This is a genomic window from Stenotrophomonas sp. NRRL B-14846 (genome assembly GCF_050473585.1).
Lineage (GTDB): Bacteria > Pseudomonadota > Gammaproteobacteria > Xanthomonadales > Xanthomonadaceae > Stenotrophomonas.
On the sequence record NZ_JBFLUN010000022.1, the window covers coordinates 1172739 to 1194518 of the forward strand.

23 protein-coding genes and 1 tRNA gene are annotated in these 21780 nt (G+C 66.8%); 9 read left to right on the forward strand and 15 right to left on the reverse strand.

What is annotated here, in order from left to right; translation table 11 throughout:
- Positions 1–139: 139 nt before the first annotated feature.
- From AB1281_RS07715 to amaB, 7 genes are all read right to left on the reverse strand, one after another.
- The gene (locus tag AB1281_RS07715) at positions 140–1027 is read right to left on the reverse strand and encodes a DMT family transporter (RefSeq protein WP_430346983.1); all 888 of its coding nucleotides are present in this window, start codon (positions 1025–1027) and stop codon (positions 140–142) included.
- Between the two features lie 32 nt (positions 1028–1059).
- A complete protein-coding gene (gene murB / locus AB1281_RS07720; protein WP_430345497.1) occupies positions 1060–2121 on the reverse strand; it encodes a UDP-N-acetylmuramate dehydrogenase in 1062 nt (353 codons plus the stop codon).
- A gap of 8 nt (positions 2122–2129) precedes the next feature.
- Positions 2130–3185: a quinone-dependent dihydroorotate dehydrogenase gene (locus AB1281_RS07725; protein WP_430345498.1), complete on the reverse strand. Its 1056-nt coding sequence runs from the start codon at positions 3183–3185 to the stop codon at positions 2130–2132.
- Between the two features lie 8 nt (positions 3186–3193).
- Positions 3194–3964, reverse strand: a complete 771-nt coding sequence (locus AB1281_RS07730; protein ID WP_430345499.1) for a class I SAM-dependent methyltransferase — start codon at positions 3962–3964, stop codon at positions 3194–3196.
- 5 nt (positions 3965–3969) lie between these two features.
- Positions 3970–4254: a DUF4190 domain-containing protein gene (locus AB1281_RS07735; RefSeq protein ID WP_010484694.1), complete on the reverse strand. Its 285-nt coding sequence runs from the start codon at positions 4252–4254 to the stop codon at positions 3970–3972.
- 179 nt (positions 4255–4433) lie between these two features.
- Positions 4434–5273 carry an SDR family NAD(P)-dependent oxidoreductase gene (locus AB1281_RS07740; protein WP_430345500.1) on the reverse strand — a complete coding sequence of 280 codons (840 nt, stop codon included), beginning with the start codon at positions 5271–5273 and terminating at the stop codon, positions 4434–4436.
- Positions 5273–6805 (reverse strand): L-piperidine-6-carboxylate dehydrogenase, encoded by a 1533-nt coding sequence (amaB, locus tag AB1281_RS07745; protein ID WP_075674640.1) that lies wholly within the window; start codon positions 6803–6805, stop codon positions 5273–5275. Before amaB ends, AB1281_RS07740 begins: the two co-directional genes overlap by 1 nt.
- Positions 6806–7011: 206 nt before the next feature.
- Here amaB and AB1281_RS07750 point away from each other — a divergent pair.
- Positions 7012–7088: transfer RNA gene (locus AB1281_RS07750), tRNA-Arg, on the forward strand.
- A gap of 101 nt (positions 7089–7189) precedes the next feature.
- On the opposite strand, the gene AB1281_RS07755 is transcribed toward AB1281_RS07750, so the two are convergent.
- The 4 genes from AB1281_RS07755 to AB1281_RS07770 form a co-directional block, all read right to left on the reverse strand.
- Entirely contained in the window at positions 7190–7360 is a 171-nt protein-coding gene (locus AB1281_RS07755; protein ID WP_235434938.1) for a hypothetical protein, read from the reverse strand.
- Positions 7361–7777: 417 nt separating this feature from the next.
- The gene (locus AB1281_RS07760; RefSeq protein WP_430345501.1) at positions 7778–8263 is read right to left on the reverse strand and encodes a hypothetical protein; all 486 of its coding nucleotides are present in this window, start codon (positions 8261–8263) and stop codon (positions 7778–7780) included.
- A 444-nt stretch (positions 8264–8707) separates the two neighbouring features.
- On the reverse strand, positions 8708–9058 hold the full coding sequence (locus AB1281_RS07765; protein WP_430345502.1) for a hypothetical protein: 351 nt from the start codon (positions 9056–9058) through the stop codon (positions 8708–8710).
- 241 nt (positions 9059–9299) lie between these two features.
- Complete coding sequence (locus AB1281_RS07770; protein WP_430345503.1) at positions 9300–10190, reverse strand: dihydrodipicolinate synthase family protein; 891 nt, start codon at positions 10188–10190, stop codon at positions 9300–9302.
- A 164-nt stretch (positions 10191–10354) separates the two neighbouring features.
- Here AB1281_RS07770 and AB1281_RS07775 point away from each other — a divergent pair, with 164 nt between their 5' ends.
- Complete coding sequence (locus AB1281_RS07775; protein WP_430345504.1) at positions 10355–10819, forward strand: GNAT family N-acetyltransferase; 465 nt, start codon at positions 10355–10357, stop codon at positions 10817–10819.
- 7 nt (positions 10820–10826) lie between these two features.
- Here AB1281_RS07775 and AB1281_RS07780 read toward each other — a convergent pair whose 3' ends face one another.
- On the reverse strand, positions 10827–11387 hold the full coding sequence (locus AB1281_RS07780; RefSeq protein ID WP_430345505.1) for a GNAT family N-acetyltransferase: 561 nt from the start codon (positions 11385–11387) through the stop codon (positions 10827–10829).
- A 145-nt stretch (positions 11388–11532) separates the two neighbouring features.
- On the opposite strand from AB1281_RS07780, the gene AB1281_RS07785 reads away from it, so the two are divergent.
- Entirely contained in the window at positions 11533–12426 is an 894-nt protein-coding gene (locus AB1281_RS07785; RefSeq protein WP_430345506.1) for a helix-turn-helix domain-containing protein, read from the forward strand.
- Here the strand turns inward: AB1281_RS07785 and AB1281_RS07790 are convergent.
- A complete protein-coding gene (locus AB1281_RS07790) occupies positions 12374–13204 on the reverse strand; it encodes a universal stress protein (protein WP_014036981.1) in 831 nt (276 codons plus the stop codon). The genes AB1281_RS07785 and AB1281_RS07790 overlap by 53 nt on opposite strands.
- A 170-nt stretch (positions 13205–13374) precedes the next feature.
- Here AB1281_RS07790 and AB1281_RS07795 point away from each other — a divergent pair, with 170 nt between their 5' ends.
- Positions 13375–13950 (forward strand): TetR/AcrR family transcriptional regulator, encoded by a 576-nt coding sequence (locus AB1281_RS07795; RefSeq protein WP_430345507.1) that lies wholly within the window; start codon positions 13375–13377, stop codon positions 13948–13950.
- A 20-nt stretch (positions 13951–13970) separates the two neighbouring features.
- Here AB1281_RS07795 and AB1281_RS07800 read toward each other — a convergent pair whose 3' ends face one another.
- A complete protein-coding gene (locus tag AB1281_RS07800) occupies positions 13971–14330 on the reverse strand; it encodes a response regulator (RefSeq protein WP_014036985.1) in 360 nt (119 codons plus the stop codon).
- Entirely contained in the window at positions 14320–15483 is a 1164-nt protein-coding gene (locus tag AB1281_RS07805) for a two-component system sensor histidine kinase NtrB (RefSeq protein WP_430345508.1), read from the reverse strand. Before AB1281_RS07805 ends, AB1281_RS07800 begins: the two co-directional genes overlap by 11 nt.
- A gap of 151 nt (positions 15484–15634) precedes the next feature.
- Here AB1281_RS07805 and AB1281_RS07810 point away from each other — a divergent pair, with 151 nt between their 5' ends.
- From AB1281_RS07810 to AB1281_RS07830, 5 genes are all read left to right on the forward strand, one after another.
- Entirely contained in the window at positions 15635–18739 is a 3105-nt protein-coding gene (locus AB1281_RS07810; RefSeq protein WP_430345509.1) for a response regulator, read from the forward strand.
- On the forward strand, positions 18736–19560 hold the full coding sequence (locus AB1281_RS07815; protein ID WP_014036988.1) for a CheR family methyltransferase: 825 nt from the start codon (positions 18736–18738) through the stop codon (positions 19558–19560). Before AB1281_RS07810 ends, AB1281_RS07815 begins: the two co-directional genes overlap by 4 nt.
- Positions 19560–20135 (forward strand): chemotaxis protein CheB, encoded by a 576-nt coding sequence (locus AB1281_RS07820; protein ID WP_135967570.1) that lies wholly within the window; start codon positions 19560–19562, stop codon positions 20133–20135. The genes AB1281_RS07815 and AB1281_RS07820 overlap by 1 nt, the downstream gene beginning before the upstream one ends.
- On the forward strand, positions 20132–21265 hold the full coding sequence (locus AB1281_RS07825; protein ID WP_049445868.1) for a hybrid sensor histidine kinase/response regulator: 1134 nt from the start codon (positions 20132–20134) through the stop codon (positions 21263–21265). The genes AB1281_RS07820 and AB1281_RS07825 overlap by 4 nt, the downstream gene beginning before the upstream one ends.
- An 83-nt stretch (positions 21266–21348) precedes the next feature.
- A complete protein-coding gene (locus AB1281_RS07830; protein WP_014036991.1) occupies positions 21349–21777 on the forward strand; it encodes a BLUF domain-containing protein in 429 nt (142 codons plus the stop codon).
- Positions 21778–21780: the final 3 nt, after the last annotated feature.

Here is a 21780-nt window from a genome sequence, read left to right on the forward strand (position 1 = left end):
ATGCTCGTCACCTTCCATCGATGAAGCGTCGCGCTGCGCGCGATGAGTCGAGCATGGCTCGACTCTACAGTTGCGCTCGGCGGCTCTTCGGGCCGCCATCGTTGATCAGGTGCAGGGATCATCCACGCAGGGCGTGGCTCTACTCGGCGGGCTTGGCCGCTGCAGAGGCGGCCGCGCTCGCGGCGCGGCGCGACAGCACGGCTTCGCGGTGGGCGATGTAGGCGTTGGCGGCGAGGATGATGCCGGCACCCATGATCGTCCAGCGGTCCACGCTTTCGTTGAACAGCAGCCAGCCGAACAGCGTCACCAGCGGCAGCTGCAGGAAGCTGATCGGAGTCAGGGCGGAGACTTCCCCCAGCCGTAGCGCGCGGGTCCACAGCAGTTGGCCGATGGTGCCGAGCACGCCGGTGGCCAGCAGCCACAGCCAGGCTGATCCGGTCGGCCAGACCCAGACGAACAACGCTGGGACCAGCGACAGCGGCACCCAGAACACGTAGGTATAGAGCACCACGGTATCGGCACTGTCGACGCGGGTGAGCTGCTTGATCTGTATCGCCACCAACGAGCTGAGCACGGCCGCGCCCACGGCCACCAGGCTGCCGGCGGTGAAGCCGGCCGTGCCGGGGCGCACGATCACCAGCACGCCGATGAAGCCGACCACGACCGCGGCCCAGCGGCGCACGCGCACGGTTTCGCCCAGCCACAGCACGGCGGCAATGGTGACGAACAGCGGCGTGGAGTACGAGAGCGAAACCGCCTGCGCCAACGGTAGATGACCCAGCGCCCAGAACGCGCACAGCATCGAGCCCAGGCCGATCGCACTGCGCACGAAATAGCGTGGCAGCTGCTGCGTCTTCAAGGGCGCACGACCGGGCCGCAGCAGCATCGGCAGCAGCGCCAGCAGGCCGAAGGCATTGCGGAAGAACGCCACTTCCTGGGTTGGCACGTAGCGCGTGGCATAGCGGATCGCCACCGCCATCAGGCCGAACGCCATCGTGCTGCCGAGCATCAGCAGCGCCGCCCGCATCGGGGTGGCGCTGGGGGAAAGGGCGGGGCTGTTCACCACTGTGCGCCGAGCAGGCGGGGCTCCGGTTCGATCGGCACGCCGAACTTCTCCAGCACTGAGGCCGAGATGCGACGCGCCAGCGCCAGCAGCTCAGCGCCGGTGGCGTGGCCATGGTTGACCAGCACCAGTGCATGGCTGGGGGCCACGCCGGCATCGCCATCGCGGAAGCCCTTCCAGCCACAGGATTCGATCATCCAGGCCGCCGAGACCTTGCGCTTGTCGTCCTGCTCGGCCGGGAACACCGGCAGGTCGGGGAAGTGCTGCAGCAGCACGTCGACCTGTTCCAGCGGCAGCACCGGATTCTTGAAGAAACTGCCGGCGTTGCCCAGTACATCCGGGTCGGGCAGCTTGCGGCGGCGGATTGCGATCACCGCATTGGCCACGTCCACCGCACCGGGCAGCTCCACGCCCTGCGCTTGAAGTTCGTCGCGGATGCCGGCGTAGTCCATGCGCAGGTCATGCAGCAGCGGCAGCTTCAGTTCGATGGCGGTGATCAGGTAGCGATCGGGCTGTTGCTTGAATACGCTGTCGCGGTAGGCGAAGCCACACTGTTCGTTGTCCAGCCGCACCCAGGCCTGTTCCTGGCAGTCCCAGGCTTCGACGGCCTGGATGAACTCGCCGACCTGCGCGCCATAGGCACCGATGTTCTGGATCGGCGCGGCACCGGCCGTGCCGGGAATCAGGGCCAGGTTTTCCAGGCCGGACAGGCCTTCCTGCAGCGACCACATCACCAGGCCGTGCCACGGCACGCCGGCACCGGCGCGGACCACCGCGTGGTCGGCGCGGTGTTCAAGGAAACTGATGTCACGGTTGCCGAACACCAGCACGGTGCCCGGCAGGTCCTCGGCGATCAGCACGTTGCTGCCGGCACCCAGTACCAGCAGCGGGCCGTTGGCCACCTCGGGCAATGCCAGCACTTCCGGCAGCAGCGCGGGATCGTGCAGTTCCAGCAGCTGCGCGGCGCTGGCCTGCACGTGGAAGGTATTCAGTGCCTGCAGCGGCGCATTACGGGTGAGCGTCCAGCGCAGCGGGGCGTTGCCGTCGACGGTATCCATGGGCGCGCTCACAGCGGGGCCACCGCGCCGCGGCTGGGCGCTTCGCGGCGGCGACGGATCGCCTCCACGCATTCGGAAACCAGCGCCGGGCCGCGGAAGATCAGGCCGCTGTAGCACTGCACCAGCGCGGCACCGGCCGCCATCTTGGCCACCGCATCGGCGCCGGACAGGATGCCGCCGACGCCGATCAGCGGCACCGCTTCGGGCAGTCGCGAACGCAGGCGGCGCAGCACCAGCGTGGACTGCTCCAGCACCGGCGCACCGGACAGGCCACCGGCCTCGTTGGCCAGCGGGTCGCCGGCCACCTTGCTGTGGTCGATGGTGGTGTTGGTGGCGATCACGCCGTCCACCTGCAGTTCGCCCAGCACGCGGGCGGCGGCATCGATGTCGCGTTCGCTGAGGTCCGGCGCCACCTTCACCAGCATCGGCACGCGGCGGCCGTGCTGGGCCGCGAGGTCTTCCTGACGGTCGCGCAGCTGGCTGACCAGCTGGCGCAGCGCGGTTTCTTCCTGCAGTTCACGCAGGCCGGCGGTGTTGGGCGAGGAAATGTTGACAGTGATGTAGTCGGCCAGCGGGTACACCTTGTCCAGGCAGGCGATGTAATCGTCTACGGCCTGTTCGTTCGGGGTGTCCTTGTTCTTGCCGATGTTGATGCCGAGCAGGCCGCGGCGATTGCGCGCGCGCTCGACGTTGCGCACCAGTGCGTCCACGCCGGCATTGTTGAAGCCCATGCGGTTGATGATCGCGTTGTGTTCCGGCAGGCGGAACAGGCGCGGCTGCGGATTGCCGGCCTGCGGGCGCGGGGTGATGGTGCCGATCTCAACGAAGCCGAAGCCCAGCGCGAACAATGCATCGATGTGCTCGCCGTTCTTGTCCAGGCCGGCGGCCAGGCCGACCGGGTTGGGGAACGTCAGCCCGAACACCGTGCTGGGCATCGGCGCGATGCGTGCGGCCAGCAGCGGCGTGGTACCGGTGCGATAGGCCAGGTCCAGTGCGGACAGGCCGAGGCCGTGGGCGCGCTCGGCGTCGAGCGAGAACAGGAAGGGGCGGGCAAGCGAATACATGCGTCGGTTCAGTCCAGCGTGCCGAGGAAGGCTCGGGTTCGATATTCAAAAGCAACCTGGCCGTCGACCGCGTGGGCGGCGAACAGGTGCTGCAGAGCGTCGATCATCGGCGCGTGGCGCGGATGACCGGATTGAGGGGCATAGGAGGAGGACAGCAGGCGCCCGCGCAGGGCATCGAAGTCCAGGTGCTGCACGTTGGGCAACTCCACCATGCCGCGCAGGCCGGGGCCGAACCAGGCCTGCATGGTGGCGTCGTCCTGGTAGCGCTCGGCCACGGCGGAGTAGTCGGTACCGTAGTCCAGCAGCAGCTGTTCGTAGCCGATCAGGAACGGGCTGGCATCGAGCAGGCGCGAATTCCAGTAGATCAATGCCTGGCCGCCGGGACGCAGGATGCGCTGCCACTCGGCGCGCACCGCCACGGTGTCGAACCAGTGGAAGGCCTGCGCGACGCTGACCAGATCGACGCTGGCATCGTCCAGTGTGGTGGCCTCGGCGCGGCCGTCCACCGCACGGAACTGCGGGTACTGCGGTGCCAGCCATTGCTCGGCCGCGCCCCGCATGGCGGCGTTGGGCTCAACCGCGACAACGGGATGGCCGCTGGCCAGAAACAGGCGGCTGGAAATGCCGGTACCGGCGCCGATGTCGGCGACCAGTGCCTTGCGGCTGACGCCCATCGGGCCGTGCAGCCACTCCAGCAGCGCGGGTGGGTAATCGGGCCGGTAGCGGACGTAGTCGGCGACGCGGCTGCTGAAGCGTTCAGTGCTGTCGGAGGCGGTCATGGCAGTCAGTTCGACATCGCAGCGAGCCAGGCCAGGCCGCCGAAGAACAGGATGAAGACCAGGATGGCTGCGATCACGGCGCCGACCATCACCCAGCCCAGCACCAGACCGGTGACGGCCAGGCCATCGCCTTCCAGTTCGTGCGGGCGGCGGCGGATTTCGGCGCGGGCCATGTGGCCGGTGATGATGGCGACGATGCTGGCCACGAAGGGCAGGACGGTCCAGCTGGCGATGCCCATGACCAGGCTGACCACGGCCAGGGCGCTTGTCTGTCGGGGTGCCACGCTCATCGGGGTCCTCCTTGGCAGTGTGCACATGATAGTGCGTCTGCCCCGGCAATCCCATGCCCGGCGGACATGATGGCAGGCGTCGACCTGGGTCGACGAAAGGCATTTCAGCCACGCTAGGCGTCGACCTTGGTCGACGAAAGGCATGCCAACCAAGGTTGGCAGCTACCGGAGTGCCGGTGTCAGCCCATCAACACCTGGCCGCCATCCACGTTGAGCACGCTGCCGGTGACCCAGCGCGCCAGCGGCGAGCACAGGAACAGGGCGGCGTCGGCGATCTCGCGCGGGTGGCCAAAGCGGCCGAACGGAATCTTCGCCAGCGTGCCGTGGTACAGCGTGGGGTCTTCGGTGCGGCGGCGGTCCCAGAGGCCGTCATCGAACTCGATCGAGCCCGGCGCGATGGCATTGACCCGGATCCGGTCCTTGGCCAGCGCCAGCGCCTGCGAGGTGGTGTAGTGCGAAAGGGCGGCCTTGGCGGCGGCATAGGGCGCGCCACCGGGACGCGGTTGCTGCGCGGCAATCGAGGACAGGTTGAGGATGCAGGCATCGCTGGAGGCGCGCAGCCACGGCAGTGCCAGACGCGATGCACGCACGGCGGCCATCAGGTCGACCTGCAGGCTGGCGGCCCAGCCGTCCTCGTCGTCGGCCATGCCATAGCCGGTGGCGTTGTTGACCAGCACGTCGATGCCACCGAGCGCGTCGGCAGCGGCCTGCAGCCAGGCCTGGATCTGGCCGGGGTCGGCCAGATCGGCGGAAAACGCGTGGAGTTCGAAGCCCTGCGCCCGTGCATCGGCGCGCAGGGCATCCAGACCGGCCTGGCCGCGCGCGCAGACCGAGACCTGCGCACCGGCGCCGGCAAACGCCAGCGCCATTTCACGGCCAATGCCCTTGCTGCCGCCGGCGATCAGCACGCGGCGGCCGCTGAAATCGAGGGTCGGAGCCCCTGCGGGGATCCGACCCTTCGCTGGGGTCAGATCCCCGGAGGGGCTCTGACCCACGGACGTGTCCGCGTCGCTTGCCATCACAGGTCGAACTTGATGCCCTGGGCCAGCGGCAGCGAATCCGAATAGTTGATGGTGTTGGTCTGGCGGCGCATGTAGACCTTCCATGCATCCGAGCCGGACTCGCGGCCACCGCCGGTGTCCTTCTCGCCACCGAAGGCACCACCGATCTCCGCACCGGACGTGCCGATGTTGATGTTGGCGATGCCGCAGTCGCTGCCGGCGGCCGACAGGAACTTCTCGGCGGTCTTCAGGTTCTGGGTGAAGATCGAGGACGACAGGCCCTGCGGCACGCCGTTCTGCATGTCGATGGCTTCGTCGATGCTGTCGTACGGCATCACGTACAGGATCGGCGCGAAGGTTTCGTGCTGGACCACGGCGTCGCTGTTCTTCAGGCCGGAGACGATCGCCGGCAGCACGAAGTTGCCGGCGCGGTCGATGCGGGTGCCACCGGTTTCGATGGTGCCGCCGGCGGCCTTGGCCTGGGCGATCGCATCGAGGAACTGCTGCACGGCGCCGTCGCTGTTGAGCGGGCCCATCAGGTTGGCGGCATCGGTCGGGTCGCCGATCTTGCCTTCCACCTGCTTGTAGGCCTTGACCAGGGTGGCCAGCACGTCGGCGTAGATCGAGCGGTGCACGATCAGGCGGCGGGTGGTGGTGCAGCGCTGGCCGGCGGTGCCGACGGCGCCGAACACGATGCCCGGCACGGCCAGCTTCAGGTCGGCGGTTTCGTCCAGGATGATGGCGTTGTTGCCGCCGAGTTCCAGCAGGCAGCGGCCGAGGCGGCGCGCGACCTTCTCGTTGACGGTGCGGCCGACCTGGGTCGAGCCGGTGAAGCTGATCAGCGGCACGCGACGGTCATCGACCATCTTCTCCGACAGCGCGGTGCCGGCATCGTTGATCAGGAAGAAGATGTCCGGGAAGCCGGCCTCGCGCAGCGCGTCGTTGCAGATCTTCAGCGAGGCGATGGCGGTCAGCGGCGTCTTGTTGGACGGCTTCCAGATGCACACGTCGCCGCAGATGGCGGCCAGGAACGAGTTCCAGCTCCACACCGCAACCGGGAAGTTGAAGGCCGAGATGATGCCGACCAGGCCCAGCGGGTGGTACTGCTCGTACATGCGGTGGCCGGGGCGCTCGGAGTGCATGGTGTAGCCGTACAGCATGCGGCTCTGGCCCACGGCGAAATCGGCGATGTCGATCATCTCCTGCACTTCGCCATCGCCTTCCGGCTTGCTCTTGCCCATTTCCAGGGCAACCAGCGAACCCAAGGCGTCCTTGTGCTTGCGCAGCGCTTCGCCGCACAGGCGCACGGCTTCACCGCGGCGCGGGGCCGGCGTGGTGCGCCAGGCCTTGAAGGCTTCCTGGGCGCGGGCGACGACGGTCTCGTACTCGGCCTCGGTGGTCGCGCGGACCTGCGCGATCGGCTCGCCGGTGGTCGGGTTGACCGGGGTGATCAGCTCACCGCTGGTCGCGCTCGACCACTCCCCGTTGCCCAGGTACGTGCCAGCGTTGATCGCGTCCAGGCCAAGGGACTTGAGCAGCTCGGAAGACATGCAGACTCCTGTGTTTCGTTACGTTGTTTGGCGCCATCGCGGGCAGGTGGGGGACGCGATGAACTGAATCGCCGATGGTAGCAGAGCGCCCTGTCCGGCCATGGTGCAACGCGCCAGCGGAGCCGGGCCGGACATGCCAGTGGAGCCGGGCCGGACATGAATGCTTGGAGGGCAGGGCACGTTGCCTGTAAACTTCCCGGCTGCATGGCCCCGTAGCTCAGCTGGATAGAGCGTCCCCCTCCTAAGGGGAAGGTCGCCCGTTCGAATCGGGCCGGGGTCACCATAAATCAGATACTTACGCCGAATCGCGACACACTGGTTTTCTGTATTTCTCAGCATTTCTCAATGCTTTGGTCACAGTGGTCACAATGGCGAATCAATAAGTTAGCCCGCCCCCTGGGCGCCGTCGTCGCGCTTGGGCGTCAGATGGACGTAGAACTTCTCTGCGGTGGCGTAAATCGCGTGCCCGGCCAGGATCTGTACTTGACGCAACAGCACTCCGGCCATGACATGGATGGGCGCAGAACATGCGCCCCAGGCGGTGAAGACTTCCACCCAGCCCTGCCGACGTTGCATCGTCCTTGAACCAGTCGCCTGCACCAGCAGGTCGGGCAGGGCGGCCTGCTCGCTACTCGGTCTCCGTGCGCGTCGTGGCGTTCGGGATACGGGATCGCAGGCAGCTCAACCCTGGGCGCGTGAGCAGCGACGCGCCGGTTCTGCAAAGTGGTCTGGCGTCCCTGGACTTCGCCGATCTGCTCGGTCAGAACTGATGGAAATTGCTGAAAGGCAGCGGCGAAGAGATCGCCGCCGCCATGGCTACGGCTCCAGGCCCGCTACCTCAATGAGCAGAAAGAATCCGGGGGCGACATGAAGTAGTGTCCCCGCTCGCGCGGGGACGTTCGTGCTCGTCATGAGGTGCGGATCAAAAGCGCTTCAAGTCCAGCGCATGAGAACTTGGTATTCGGTTGCCGATTACTGGCAAACGTACTCAGCAGAGCTTTCGTAGAATCGGTCGTAGAAGTCATCGGGCATGTGGCCGGAGCCGAAGTACACCAGCTCTCTACGGTAGAGGTGGCTGACGCCATACACGCCTGGTGAGCTGCAGGTCGCCGGCATTGGGCCCTGGTAGGTCTGACCGCTGAAAGTGTGGTGGTTCTCCTCGCAGGAATAGCCGCCACCAACGCCTTGGGGATCCGGTCTGCAGTTACCGCCAGAGCCCTTCATCTCTTGAAAACCGGTGTATGCGTCGGTGGGGCACGAGCCCAGCCCTTCCGAACCCCAGTCGCCGTACAGGTAGACACCGCTTGGCCCATCCACGCCGCCCTGGCAGAAGTTGGTATAGGCCACTGGGTAAGGCTGGATGGTTTCCGAATCCACCCATAGCACGCGGCCCGTCGGCACCCATTGGCCGGCGAACGCGCTCTGGGCGAAGCCGACTGACAACAGAGCAAGTGACATGCCCAACATCAGGCGGCGAGGGGTTGAGCGGGCAGTTCTGCAATCGTTCTGCATTGAGTTCACTTCCGTCTCTCCATGAGTAGGGTAGTGCTGCACTGCCCGCGCACGGTCGCAACAGTCCTGCAGTGATGCAATCGGAAAACCACCAAGATGGCTGTAGGAGAAGCCCTATGGCGTGACGCAAGGTGTGTCACGTGGCCGATTCTGAGCAGCTAAGGCTGGTGTTCGGGTGGTTTGCAGTTGTTGAGACGGCTGGCCGCCCGCTCCCGGCCATGATTTCCGCCACCTACCGCTGTCCGCACATTGAGGACGCACCGCAGGAAAGTAGTTGCGTCACCGAGAGGGTGACCTGCGGGGGCGCCGCTCAGGCAAGCACAGTCTCCAACTTTCGCGCACAAGCGCCTGCACAACTGGAGATGGCCTGCGCTTGGAAGCACGATCAGCTCAGCCTTCAGGCCGACGGCGCGCAATCTTCCATAGCAATCCGCCCGATATCCAAGCCACCAGCGCAAGCACAAGCATGCCAATCACGAACGCGTCCCTGTGCTCGGGCGGCACTGGATTTAGGTAGCGCAACGACAGGAATGGCTCGACGTGCAGGATTTCAGTCGCAGCGAGTGAGCTGAAGAGCATCGCCAGGACCAGGCCGGTAAAGCGCGGCCGCTTGTCGCGTTCTTTTTTCTCGCCCGTCAGGAACCAGACGAGGCGGAAGAGCTGTATCGCCGTCGCGGCGAAGGGGAGGCAGATGCATAGCACCATCACGCCAAGTGCAAGAACACCCAGGATTGACACCATGCGTCCTCCTTTGGACCAGTGATCAAGGGCCGTGTTCAAATGCGCCGCAAAGTGGGGACATTCCGGGTCACACTTTGCTTGGCGATCTTGCGCTCATCCAGACTTGGGCCCGGTTGGCCGGGATCCACTCTACTGAACTGGAGAGCGAGGTAGAACCAGAAGGGTTCAGGCCCGGTGGGTTCCAGAAGACACCGGGACATTCGCGGGTTTCCCACGTGAAAGGCTGCCCGCTCCAGGACGGCTACAGCAGCTCCAAGCCGCGCAGCACTTCCGCCACACGCGCCCGCTCTTCACCGTGCAGCCCAAGCAGCGGCCGTGGCAGGCAGTCCTCCGCACACATGCCCATCAGCGCCGCTGCGCACGCCATCACGCGGATGCCGCCGAAGCGGTCGTACAGCGCCCAGAGTGGCGCCAGCCTCGCCGACATGGCCTGGGCCGTCGCCATGTCGCCTTTGCCGGCCGCGCGGGTGATCTGCTGCACCGCCCCGGGGAACAGCCCGCCGGTTACCGAATACCAGCCATCGCAGCCGGCGGCCAGCCCGTGTACGGCGGCCGCGTCGCCGCTGATGCCCAGCGTGACGTGCGCCGGAAGTTGGGCGCGTAGTGCGGTGACGCGCGCTGCGGCTTCGGCAGGATCGTCGGACAGGCGTGGAAGCTTGATCGAGGCGATGTTGGGCAGGGCGGCAATCCGCCCATGCAGTTCATCGCTGAACCGGAAGTGGGTGGTGCCGGGATTGTCGTAGACGCAGATCGGGGTGCGCACTGCCGTGCACACCGATTCGAAGAGCGTGTAGACCTCGTGTTCCTTCAATGGCTGGTAGGACACGGGAGCCAGCAGCAGTCCGGCCGCACCGGCATCCTCAGCATCCTTTGCCAGAGCCAGCACATCGCGGGTGCGCAGCGCACCGATGCCAACGATGACCGGGACGGCGCCCGAATGGGACAGGGCTTCGCGCAGCACGCGCATGCGCTCGGCTTTTTCCAGGTAGGCGTAGCTGCCGGTGGAGCCGAGCACGCCCATGGAGTCCACGCCGGCCGCTGCGAGGCGCTCGACCAGCCCGGCGAAGGCGCGCAGGTCGATGCTCGATTCGGTCATCGGCGTAAGAGGAAAGGCGCTGAGGCCGTGGATCATGGCGAACCCCGGGGGCAGAAGGAAAGGAGAGGTCGCCAGGTGTGGCGGCCGTGCACGATCGGCATTGTTTATTGTCCTAGGACAAAATTCAAGCGCTGCCCTGCAACGTGATTCGGCCGCGAAGATCGCGCACCATGGCGGCCATCCCTCCTTGCGCGCACGCCATGACTGAGTACCTTCGCCCCGTGCAGCCTCCGGACTACGCCGCCATCGGCGCGTGGCTGGATTCGGCCAGCGCAACCCAGCGCTGGGCCGGTCCCGGCGTGGCGTATCCGCTCGCGCCGGACGCATTCGCGCAGGCACTGCAACTGCAGCAGCGCCCGGGGTGGGTGCTGCTGGATGCGCATGGCCACTGCCTTGGTTTCGGCCAGTACTGGCCAACGACCTCCGGCACGCTGCACCTGGGCCGCATCATCGTTTCGCCACAGGCACGCGGGCGTGGACTGGGACGTGTACTGATGCAGGCGCTGATGGCGCAGGCGTTGCAGTCGGCCGGGGTGGAGCGGCTGACCCTGCGTGTCTATCGTGACAACGTCGCGGCGGTGACCCTGTACCGCCACCTGGGCTTCCAGCCGATGGAAGATGCTTCGACACCGGAACTTCTGTTCATGCAGCACCGTGCCGGCTGAGTCTTGATCACGCGCGCAGCACGGCAGCCTGTTGCGCCTGCCATTGCTCGCGGGTGATGCGGCTGATGTGTTCGGTGCGGTAGTCGCCGAGGAAGCTGTTGAACTTGTTCACTTCGGTATGGTGATGCTGGAAACCGCATTTGCTCTGTGCGCTCAGTGATTGCAGGTTGTCGGCGAAGTAGCCGCACCACAGTGCGTCCAGGTGCAGGTCGAGGAAGGCATGCCGCATCACTTCGCGCACCGCTTCGGGTACCAGGCCGCGGCCCCAGTACGGCACGCCGATCCAGTAGGCGATCTCGCCTTCGCGCTCGCCGATCTCGAAGTTGCTGTCGGCACCGATCAGGATGCCGACGCAGCCGATGGCGTGGCCGTCCTCGCGGCTCTGCAGTGCGTAGACTTCGGGCCGGTTGAAGACGGTGCGGATGATGTCGGTACTTTCCTCCACGCTGGTGTGTACCGGCCAGCCGGCGATGGGGCCCACGCGTGGGTCGCGGGCATATTCGTACAGGTCGGCGGCATCGGTGTCGCGCCAGGGGCACAGGATCAGGCGTTCGGTGTGCAGGGGCATGGCCGTTCAGGGGCAGGAAGAGAGCGCACAGGCTAGGCCGCGCCGGGCGAAGGGCACAGGGCGGGACATTGATGGTTTCGGTACTTTTCACAACTGCCTCGTTGGCGCGGGTATGCTGCGTCCCGGAATCCAGCCGGATCGGCCCATGGACCGCATACCCCAGCTTCTGGATCAGGACGAATCGATGCGCCTGGAGGTCAGCACGCTGGCCGAGGGGCAGGGCGTTCCGCTGTCATTCGGGCACGCGTATCTGGCGGTTCTGGTGTGCGTGTCCGGGCGTGCGCGTTTCGCGTTGAACTTCCGTGAGGTGGCGGTGCAGCGGCACGATGTGCTGGTGCTGGCCGGGGACACGCTGGCGCTGCTGCGGCAGCGATCGCGCGGCTTCCTGGCGGTGGTCTGCCTGATGCCGAAGGCGCTGGCGTCGGAGGTGGCCTATGTGCTGCCCAACGCACTGTTCAAGTTCCTGCACGAGCATCCGCATTGCGTGCCGTCGCCGCTGGAGGTGCCGCTGCTGCAGGGCTGGCTGCAGCAGCTGATGGACGCGCAGCACACGGGTGGCCGCTATCGGCACGTGATGCTGCGCAACCTGTTGCAGACGTTTTTCCTGAAGTGCGCCACGCTGCTGCCAGTGCAGAAAGTGGCGGCAGCGCCGGTCAGCCGGCGCGAGCGCCTGGCCTGGAATTTCTGGGAGCTGGTCGGCCAGCGCAGTACCCGCCAGCGCGACGTGCAGTCCTACGCCGACGCATTGTGCATCACGCCGTTCTATCTTTCCCAGCTCACCCGCGAGTGCTTCGATGAAACGCCCAAGGCGTTGATCGACCGCCAGGTGGTATTGGAGATCAAGGCGTTGCTGAGCTACAGCGAGCTGCCGATCGGGCGCATCGCCGAGCGGTTGTGCTTCGAAGATGCGTCCTACCTGTGCCGCTACTTCCGGCGGCACACCGGGCAGTCGCTGACCGGCTACCGCCGTGCGGGGCAGGGCGGTGCTAGTGGGATACGAACAGCGGTGCCGGAACTTCGGACAGCAGATCCTCGGTAACCCCACCGAGCACGCGCTCGACCACCCGGCTGCGGCTGTAAGGGCCCAGCACCAGCAGGTCGGCCTCGGCATCGAGGACATGCTGGCGGATGGTTGCGGCAACACCGCCCTGTGTTGAACTGATCGCCTGGATCTCGACCTCGACACCGTGCCGGGCCAGGTGCTGGGCCATCTCGGCACCGGGTGTGGCCTCGGCCTTGGGCGTGTCGACCATCAGCAGGTGCACCGCCTGCGCGCGGGCCAGCAACGGCAGTGCATCGGCTACGGCGCGACGGGCCTGTTTGCTGGCATTCCAGGCCACCACGATGCGCCGGCCGACCTGTTCGCCTTGCCAGTGCGGCGGCACCAGCAGCATCGGCACGCCGGTCTGGCGCAGCGTGCCCAGCGGACGCCAGCCGGAGGGCGCGCCGGGCGTGTGCGGATAGCCGGCGATGATCAGGTCGCAGTACAGCGATTGCAGGGCCAGATCGGCGCCACCGAGATAGTCCGAAACGATGCGCAGTTCGGTGCTGATCTGCAGTGGCTCGCAGGCCGCGCGCAGGTTCTGCATGAGCTGCGCGGTGCAGGCGGCGTCGGTGCGTGCTTCGTGGTCGAGTGCGGCGGCGATGCCTGCGCCACGGGCGAAACCGTTGGCGATGTCGGTGGGGTGCTGGGCGGTGGATACCGCAACCAGGTGCGCCTGCTGGGCCTGCGCCAGATGGGCGGCGATGTTCAATACGCGGTCCCCGGTGTCGCTGGCATCGAACAGCACAGCGATGTCGCGTAGCGGATGCAGCATGGCGTTGTCTCCTTCGATGCCTGTGACGCGTTCCCTGCCATGCACCGACCCGGGTGCACCGGACGCGCCTTCGTTGTAGCGCATCCATGATTCGGATGAATCATTTGTGATTCAGTCTATTAATTGATGATTCATGCTAGCGTGAGTGGACCCCGCCTCCAGGCCCCTCCATGCGACCTGCCGCAGCACGTACACGCCGCGACCTGCACCATGCCCTTGCTGCCACTCTGGTCAGCCATCCGCGCTGCACACTCAGCGAGCTGGCCAGTGGCGCCGGTATCAGCCGGGCCACGCTGTACCGCTTCGCACCCACCCGCGAAGCGATCGACGAGGCGTTGTTTGCTGCGGGCTTCGAGCGCCTGGAAGCCGCAGCCACGTGGTTCGACGGGGATGCCGATGCCATGCAGGTGCTGGAGCAGGTCACCCACGCCCTGCTGGCGGACTGGGAACTGGTGACGCTGCTGTTCGCGCGCATGATGGAAGAGCAGCAGCGGCAGGGCGACCTGCACCTGCTGCCCGAGCGCTGGGCGCCGATCGGCGAGCGTTTCGAGGCGTTTTTCCTGCGCGGCCAGCACGCCGGCGTGTTCAGCGTCGGATTCAGTGCAGTGTGGTTGGCGGACTTCTACTGGACCTGTTTCTACGGCATCACCTGGTCACTGGCGCGCGGTCGGCTGGCACCGGCGATGGCGGCATCAACGTTGCTGGCGTCGTTCCGTCATGGGGCGATGAAGGCCTCGGCGAAATAGCGGTCTGGTCCTGCAGGCCGTCAGTCCTGCTTCAACAGCTCGACCAGCTGGCGCAGGCGATAGGGCTTGGGCAGGAACTCCACCTGCTCCGGCAGCGGTGGCAGCTGTGAGCGTGCATAGCCGGAGGACAGGATCATGCGTGCCTGCGGCTGTTCGCGGGCGACGTGCTCGCTCAGTTCGATGCCGGACATGCCGTTGGGCATGCTGATATCGCTGAACACCACATCGAAGCGCGCTTCGCCCTTGAGCAGTTCCGCCGCCTCGTGGCCATCGGCGGTGGTGGCCACCTCGATGCCGAAATCGCGCAGGGCCAAGCCGATCATCTCGCGCAGATCGTTCTGGTCCTCCACCATCAGTACGCGGATCGGTTCATCGGTCATGGGCTGGGTCCTCCGTTGCGGGTAGCAGCAGGCTGACCGTGGTGCCGACACCGGGCGTGGTGGACACATCGACGAAGCCGCCGCTCTGGGTAGTGAATCCGAACACCTGGCTCAGGCCCAGGCCGCTGCCCTTGCCGATGTCCTTGGTGGTGAAGAAGGGCTCGCTGGCGCGCTCGGCGATGTCAGCGGCCATGCCATGGCCCTCGTCACAGACGCTGAGGGTGACATAGCCGCGTTGCAGCGTCGTGTCCGCATCCGGGTCGAGCCGATGTTCCAGCGCGGTGCCGATCAGGATGCGCCCGCCATCGATGGTGGCCTCCACGGCATTTGCCACCAGGTTGGCCAGGGCAGCCTGCAGCTGCATCGCGTCGGTGCACACCTGCGGCAGGCCCGGCGTGAGGCAGGCGTCCAGCGTCACCGTCGGCGGGCAGGCGCGCTGCAGGCCCGGCAGCCATTGCCGTACCAGCGTGTTGATGTCCAGCGGTTCGCGGATCAAGGTCTGGCCCGTGCTGAAGGCCAGCAGCTGGCGGGTGAGCAGGGCGCCGCGGTCGGTGGCCGCCTGCGCAGCGTCCAGCAGCTCGGCGGCGCGGACATCGTCACCGCTGACGCGCAGCGACAGCAGGTCCAGTGCGTTGCCGATGGTGGTCAGCAGGTTGTTGAACTCGTGCGACAGGCCGCGGCTGAGCCGGCCAACCGTCTCGAACTGCTGGGTGTTGCGCAGCGCGCGCTGGGCATCCCGCAGCAGTCGCTGTGCCTGCCATTGCTCGGTGATGTCGCGGGTGATCTTGACGAAGCCAAGCAGCTCGCCGGCTTCGACGACCGGCTCGATGACCACGCTGGCACGGAACGACGAGCCATCACGGCGTACCCGCCAGCCTTCGCTGGCAACGTGGCCCTGCTGCGCCGCGAGGCGGAGCAAGCGTTGCGGTTCGCCGGCCTCGCGGTCGGTGGCCAGGTAGAAACGACCGAAGTGCGTACCCACCACTTCATCGGCTGAATAGCCCTTGATGCGCTCCGCGCCCGGGTTCCAGCTGCAGACGATGCCTTCGGGATCAAGCAGGTACAGCGCATGGTCGCGCACGCTGTCGATCAACAGTCGCAGTTGTCGGGAAGGGTCCGTCAGCACGGACGTCGTAGAAGCGGCAGCGTCCACGTGGAAATAAGTGTTACCCCTGAGAGGGACGTGAAGCTAGGCAGTGCAGCGTGAAGGATGCGTGCACGGCAGGCACGTGCCATTGGTCCTGTGCGGCTGAATACGACAGGGAGTACCATCACCCACCCTTTGTCTTCTGGAACCGACCTGCATGCGTCCTGGTGCGACTACGCGTGACCGCTGGATCTGGATGACCTCTGCCGTACTGCTGGCTTTCACCATCGCGCTGGAACTGGTGGTGCCGCTGGGATACGCGGTCTGGCTGGCCTATTTCCTGGCCGTGGGCGTCACGGTGTTCCAGCGCAGTGCGCGCGCGCCGTTCGTGGTCGCGATGATCGCCTGTGTCCTGCTGGTGATCGGCTTCAACGTGGCGCCAGCCAGCAACAACTCGTCGTTCTCGTTCGTCAACCGCACCATCGGTGGCTGCGCCTTCCTGATGATCGCGCTGATCGTCTCGCGCGCGATCCAGGCCCGGCGCCAGGCGATGCGCGCCCTCTGGCTGCAGGAAGCCGAGAACGCGGTGGCGATGAGCCTGCGCGGCGACCTCGGGCCGGAGCAGATTGCCGAAGCGGCGGCAACGCACCTGGCCGGCCAGCTGGATGCGGACGTGGGGGCGGTCTATCGCCTGGAAGGCGGACGGTTGCAGTTGACCGGTGGCATGGCCCTGCCTTCTGGCACGCCAGCGTCGCTGGCCCTGCAGGAAGGGCTGGCCGGGCAGGTGGCGCGTGACGAGCGGATCCGCCACCTGTATGGCGATGACGCCGCGGTACTCGACCTGCAGACCAGCCTCGGGCGTGTGCCGGTGCGCGAGCGCATCCTGGCGCCGATCAGCAGCGACGGCGCCGTGGTCGGTGTGATCGAACTGGGCCGCGCGCGCATCGGCGCGCAGCGCGACCTCGACGACGAACTGCTGGAGCGCTGCGCCGAAACGATCGGCATGGCGCTGCGTGCCTCGCTGCTGCGCGCGCAGCTGGTGGTGCTGCTGGAGGAATCGCAGCGCCAGGGCGAGGAACTGCAGGCGCAGCAGGAAGAGCTGCGCGTGGCCAACGAGGAACTGGAAGAGCAGAGCCGCAGCCTGATGCAGTCGCAGGGACACCTGGAGCAGCAGCAGGCCGAGCTGGAACAGAGCAACGTGCAGCTGGAAGAGCGCACCCACGAGCTGGAAGCGCAGAAGCAGGCGCTGCTGGTCGCGCAGGGCCAGCTGGTGCGCAACAGCAACGAGCTGGCTGCCACCTCGCGCTACAAGTCCGAATTCCTGGCCAACATGTCGCACGAGCTGCGCACGCCGCTGAACAGCTCGTTGATCCTGGCCAAGCTGCTGGCCGACAACAAGGACGGCACGCTCACCGCGGAGCAGGTGAAGTACGCACGCGCGATCCTGTCGTCCAACAACGACCTGCTGGCGTTGATCAACGACATCCTGGACCTGTCGCGCATCGAGGCCGGCCATGTCGAGCTGGCCGACGAAGTCGTGGTGGTGGACAGCGTGCTGCAGCGCCTGCGCGAGACGTTCGAGCCGATGGCGCGGCAGAAGGGCCTAATCCTGCAGATCGAAGCCGATGCGTTGGCACCCAGCCAGCTGGTGGCCGACAACCAGCGCCTGCAGCAGATCCTGAAGAACCTGCTGGCCAACGCACTGAAGTTCACCGAGCACGGCAAGGTCAGCCTGCAGGTCCGTGCAGGGGGCAATGGCCGTGTCCGCTTCGAGGTCTGCGACAGCGGCATCGGCATTGCCCGCGAGCAGCTGCAGGTGATCTTCGAGGCCTTCCGCCAGGCTGACGGCAGCACTCGCCGTCGCTACGGCGGCACCGGCCTCGGCCTGTCGATCTCGCGCGATCTGGCCGAGCGCATGGGTGGCACCATCCAGGTCGACAGTGAGCCGGGCCGTGGCAGCTGCTTCATCCTGGAGCTGCCGCTGCAGGGGGCACCTGCGCTTGAAGCGGATGCGGCGCCCGCTGCTGCCGTCGCGGCGCCAGCGGTTGCGCCTGTGCATGTACCCGCATCCGCGGCGCCGGTGATTGCGTCCGGCGCGGTCACGGCTGCGGCCAGCGTGGCCGACGACCGTGGCCGGCGCCAGCGCGCAGGCCGGCTGATCCTGGCCGTGGAAGACGATGCCACCTTCGCCGAAGCGCTGGTGGTGCTGGCCCACGAGCTGGACTTCGACTGCGTGGTGGCCAGTACGGCGGAAGAAGCGCTGGCACTGGCCAGCGAGCTGCGCCCGAACGGCATCCTGCTCGATATCGGCCTGCCCGATGTGTCCGGCCTGAGCGTGCTGGAGCGCCTGAAGCGCAATCCGGACACCCGCCACATCCCCGTGCACGTGGTTTCGGCGATGGAGCGCGGCCAGGTCGCACGCGAGCTGGGCGCGATCGGCTTCGCGATCAAGCCGACCACGCGCGAGCGGCTGGTCACGGCCATCGAGCAGCTGGAACAGACCAGCCAGCGCGACATGCGGCGCCTGCTGATCGTCGAGGACGACAGCGAGCTGCGCCACAACCTGGAACTGCTGCTGGGCCGCGAGCAGCTGCAGATCGTCGCCGTGGGCACCCTGGCCGGCGCGCTGGAACAGCTCAGCACGGTTACCTTCGACTGCATGGTGATGGACCTGTCGCTGCCGGACGGCAGTGGCTACGACCTGCTCGAGCACATGGCCGGCAACGATGACGTCGGCTTCCCGCCCGTGATCGTCTACACCGGCCGCGCGCTCAGCCGCGAGGAAGAGCAGCGCCTGCGCCGCTATTCCAAGAGCATCATCATCAAGGGCGCGCGCTCGCCCGAACGCCTGCTGGACGAAGTGACCCTGTTCCTGCACAGCGTCGAGGCCAGCCTGCCCACCGACCAGCAGCGCCTGCTGCGCGAGGCGCGCCGGCGTGACACCGTGCTCGACGGCCGTACCGTGCTGCTGGCCGAAGACGATGTCCGCAACATCTTCGCGCTGTCCAGCGTGCTCGAACCCCTCGGCGTGACGCTGGAGATCGCACGCAATGGCCAGGAAGCGGTCGATCGCCTGGCCGAGCGCGAAGTCGATCTGGTGCTGATGGACATCATGATGCCGGAGAAGGATGGCCTGGCCGCGATGCGCGAGATCCGCGCGCAGCGCCACCTGCAGGACCTGCCGATCATCGCGCTGACCGCCAAGGCGATGCCGGACGACCGTGAGCGTTGCCTGCAGGCCGGTGCCAACGATTACATCGCCAAGCCCATCGATGTCGACAAGCTGGTCTCGCTGTGCCGGGTCTGGTGCTCGCGGCAATGAACGAGCAGGCCTTGTTCGACCTGGAGTTGAAAGTGCTGCTGGAAGCGCTGTACCAGCGCTACCACTACGACTTCCGCAGCTACGCGGTGTCGTCGCTGCGGCGGCGCATCCGCCAGGCCATGCAGCGCTACGAGTGCGAACGGCTGGCCGACCTGCAGCACCGCCTGCTGCACGAGCCGGACCTGTTCGCGCAGGCGATGCAGTTCTTCACCGTGCAGGTGTCGGAGATGTTCCGTGACCCGGCCTATTTCCGCGAGCTGCGCGAACAGGTGGTGCCGGTGCTGCGCACCTATCCCTCGGTGAAGCTGTGGGTAGCCGGTTGCAGTACGGGCGAGGAAGTGTGGTCGCTGGCGATCCTGCTGCACGAGGAAGGCCTGCTCGAGCGCAGCATCGTCTATGCCACCGACATCAATCCGGCAGCGCTGGCCACCGCCGAAGCCGGTGCCTATGGCATCGACCGCATGGCCCAGTTCAGCCGCAACTACCTGGCGGCGGGCGGCACCGCTTCGCTCTCCGACTACTACGCCACGGCCTACGATGGCGCGGTGTTCGACCGCCAGCTGCGCCGCAACGTGGTGTTCGCCGACCACAGCCTGGCCACCGACACCGTGTTCTCCGAAGTGCACCTGGTGTCGTGCCGCAACGTGCTGATCTATTTCAACCGCGACCTGCAGGACCGTGCGGTGGGCCTGTTCCGCGAAGCACTGGTGCATCGCGGCTTCCTTGGCCTGGGCAGCAAGGAATCGCTGCAGTTCGGTCGCCACCACGGTGCGTTCGAGGTCTGCTCGCGCGAGCATCGCCTGTACCGGAAGGTTGCCTGATGGCGTTGCCGACACGCCCGGCCGTGCTGGTGATCGGCGCCTCTGCCGGTGGGGTCGCGGCCCTGCAGGCGGTGCTAGGCGCGCTGCCGGCGACGCTGCCCGCGCCGGTGCTGGCCGTGCTGCACCTGCCGCGGGACCGCAGCAGCCGCATCGCCGAAGTGCTGGCGCCGTACTGCGCGCTGCCGGTGCGCGAGGCCGAGGACAAGCAGCCGCTGCAGCGTGGCACGGTGACCTTCGCGCCACCGGACTATCACCTGCTGGTGGAAGACGCCGGTTCGCTGGCGTTGTCGGTCGACGCCCCGGTGCTGTTTTCGCGCCCGGCCATCGATCCGCTGTTCGAGTCGGCAGCGGCGGTGTTCGGCGCGCAGGTGCTGGCCCTGCTGCTGACCGGTGCCAGCAGTGACGGCAGCGAAGGGGTGGCCGCCGTGCGCGCCGCTGGCGGCCGCGCCTGGCTGCAATGTCCCGAGGAGGCCGAGGCATCGATGATGCCGGCCTCCGCCCTGCAGCACGCTGGCGCCGATGCCGTGCTGCCCCTTGAACTGATGTGCCGTCGCCTGAAGGAGTTGTTTGCATGAACCTGCTGCCACCGGACCCTGCGCAGTCGCAGACCCCGGTCAACCTGCTGATCGTCGATGACGTGCCGCAGAACCTGGTAGCCATGCAGGCGCTGCTGCAGCGCGAGGGCGTGAACCTGCTGCTTGCGGGCTCGGGTGCGCAGGCGCTGGAGCTGCTGCTGGAGCACGAGGTGGCGCTGGCATTGCTGGACGTGCACATGCCGGAGATCGATGGCTTCACCCTGGCCGAGCTGATGCGCGGTTCGCACCGCAGCCGCGATGTGCCGATCATCTTCCTGACCGCCTCGCCGGATGACCCGGTGCGTGCCTTCAAGGGCTACGAAACCGGCGCGGTCGATTTCCTGCACAAGCCGGTCGCGCCGCAGGTGATCCTGAGCAAGGTCAACGTCTTCATCGAGCTCTACCAGCAGCGCCAGCTGCTGAAGGCACGCAACGAGGCGCTGGAGCGTTCGCTCAAGCTCAACGAGACGATGGCGGCCGTGCTTACCCACGACCTGCGCACGCCGCTGTCGGCGATCCTGCTGTGTGCCGACAAGCTGGCGCTGGAGCTTCCCGGGGACAATGCCGGTGCGCAGCAGACCCTGAAGTACCTGGAAGCCAGCACCCTGCGCATGGCGCGGATGGTCGAGCAGCTGCTGGACTTTTCGCGGATCCGCAGCGGCGGCCTGCGCCTGCAGGCCAGTGCCTGCGATCTTGCGGAGGTGACGCGGGCAGTGGTGGCCGAAGCGGGCAGCGCCCACGGCCACGCGCGGGTCCATCTCGACATGCAGGGCGATACCCGCCTGCAGGGTGATCTGGATCGGCTGGGCCAGGTCGCCGCGAACCTGGTCGGCAATGCGCTCACCCACGGCAGCGAGGCGAGGGTGGAGGTGGACGGCCGTGATCCGCGCAGCGTGCTGCTGCGGGTGAGCAACGCCGGGCGGATCGACGACGCGCTGCTGCCGCGATTGTTCGAGCCGTTCAAGGCCAGTTTCCACCCCAGCAATGGCCTGGGGCTGGGCCTGTACATCGTTGATCAGTTCGTCCGCGCCCACGGCGGCCGCATCGGCGCGCGCAACGAGGCGGGGCAGGTGGTGTTCGAGGCGACGCTGCCACGGCGCTCTGAAAGCCCGGGAACCGCAGCAAGCTGAATTCTTCAGCAAGCGTGGCGTGGATCTGAGACGGGCTCGTCCGCAACTGTTACCGTGGCGGTACATATTGCCAAGGAAGCACCATGCCACTGCGTGCGATCGCCTATGTCAGCCGGGCGCTGCCGGATCTTTCCGCTGGACGGCTGCAGGCGCTGGTCGACGATGCGGCCCGCTTCAACAAGATGGCCGGGGTGACCGGCGTGCTGCTGCACGATGGCGGGCGTTTCCTGCAGTACATCGAAGGGCCGCCGGATGGCATCGACTCGGTCTACGAACGCATCCTGCAGGCCGGCAGCCATATCGACATCATTGAACTGGCGCGCGGCCGCCTGGGCCAGCGCCAGTTTCCGTACTGGTCGATGCGCGCGCTGCCGGTGGAGGAGGCGCTGTTGCGCCAGCTGTCATCCAGTGACTGGTCGGGTTTTACCCGTACCCTGCAGGGCGATCGCTCCGCACCGACGCCGGTGGATCTGCTCGACAACGTTGTGCAGCCAGCGCTGCACGCCGGCTGAGCG

What these genes read in the sequence shown, in the direction of transcription:
- AB1281_RS07715 (WP_430346983.1), bottom strand. Translation starts at nt 1,027, where the DNA reads ATGCGGGCGGCGCTGCTGATGCTCGGCAGCACGATGGCGTTCGGCCTG.
- murB (WP_430345497.1), bottom strand. Translation starts at nt 2,121, where the DNA reads ATGGATACCGTCGACGGCAACGCCCCGCTGCGCTGGACGCTCACCCGT.
- AB1281_RS07725 (WP_430345498.1), bottom strand. Translation starts at nt 3,185, where the DNA reads ATGTATTCGCTTGCCCGCCCCTTCCTGTTCTCGCTCGACGCCGAGCGC.
- AB1281_RS07730 (WP_430345499.1), bottom strand. Translation starts at nt 3,964, where the DNA reads ATGACCGCCTCCGACAGCACTGAACGCTTCAGCAGCCGCGTCGCCGAC.
- AB1281_RS07735 (WP_010484694.1), bottom strand. Translation starts at nt 4,254, where the DNA reads ATGAGCGTGGCACCCCGACAGACAAGCGCCCTGGCCGTGGTCAGCCTG.
- AB1281_RS07740 (WP_430345500.1), bottom strand. Translation starts at nt 5,273, where the DNA reads ATGGCAAGCGACGCGGACACGTCCGTGGGTCAGAGCCCCTCCGGGGAT.
- amaB (WP_075674640.1), bottom strand. Translation starts at nt 6,805, where the DNA reads ATGTCTTCCGAGCTGCTCAAGTCCCTTGGCCTGGACGCGATCAACGCT.
- AB1281_RS07760 (WP_430345501.1), bottom strand. Translation starts at nt 8,263, where the DNA reads ATGTCACTTGCTCTGTTGTCAGTCGGCTTCGCCCAGAGCGCGTTCGCC.
- AB1281_RS07765 (WP_430345502.1), bottom strand. Translation starts at nt 9,058, where the DNA reads ATGGTGTCAATCCTGGGTGTTCTTGCACTTGGCGTGATGGTGCTATGC.
- AB1281_RS07770 (WP_430345503.1), bottom strand. Translation starts at nt 10,190, where the DNA reads ATGATCCACGGCCTCAGCGCCTTTCCTCTTACGCCGATGACCGAATCG.
- AB1281_RS07775 (WP_430345504.1), top strand. Translation starts at nt 10,355, where the DNA reads ATGACTGAGTACCTTCGCCCCGTGCAGCCTCCGGACTACGCCGCCATC.
- AB1281_RS07780 (WP_430345505.1), bottom strand. Translation starts at nt 11,387, where the DNA reads ATGCCCCTGCACACCGAACGCCTGATCCTGTGCCCCTGGCGCGACACC.
- AB1281_RS07785 (WP_430345506.1), top strand. Translation starts at nt 11,533, where the DNA reads ATGGACCGCATACCCCAGCTTCTGGATCAGGACGAATCGATGCGCCTG.
- AB1281_RS07790 (WP_014036981.1), bottom strand. Translation starts at nt 13,204, where the DNA reads ATGCTGCATCCGCTACGCGACATCGCTGTGCTGTTCGATGCCAGCGAC.
- AB1281_RS07795 (WP_430345507.1), top strand. Translation starts at nt 13,375, where the DNA reads ATGCGACCTGCCGCAGCACGTACACGCCGCGACCTGCACCATGCCCTT.
- AB1281_RS07800 (WP_014036985.1), bottom strand. Translation starts at nt 14,330, where the DNA reads ATGACCGATGAACCGATCCGCGTACTGATGGTGGAGGACCAGAACGAT.
- AB1281_RS07810 (WP_430345509.1), top strand. Translation starts at nt 15,635, where the DNA reads ATGCGTCCTGGTGCGACTACGCGTGACCGCTGGATCTGGATGACCTCT.
- AB1281_RS07815 (WP_014036988.1), top strand. Translation starts at nt 18,736, where the DNA reads ATGAACGAGCAGGCCTTGTTCGACCTGGAGTTGAAAGTGCTGCTGGAA.
- AB1281_RS07820 (WP_135967570.1), top strand. Translation starts at nt 19,560, where the DNA reads ATGGCGTTGCCGACACGCCCGGCCGTGCTGGTGATCGGCGCCTCTGCC.
- AB1281_RS07825 (WP_049445868.1), top strand. Translation starts at nt 20,132, where the DNA reads ATGAACCTGCTGCCACCGGACCCTGCGCAGTCGCAGACCCCGGTCAAC.
- AB1281_RS07830 (WP_014036991.1), top strand. Translation starts at nt 21,349, where the DNA reads ATGCCACTGCGTGCGATCGCCTATGTCAGCCGGGCGCTGCCGGATCTT.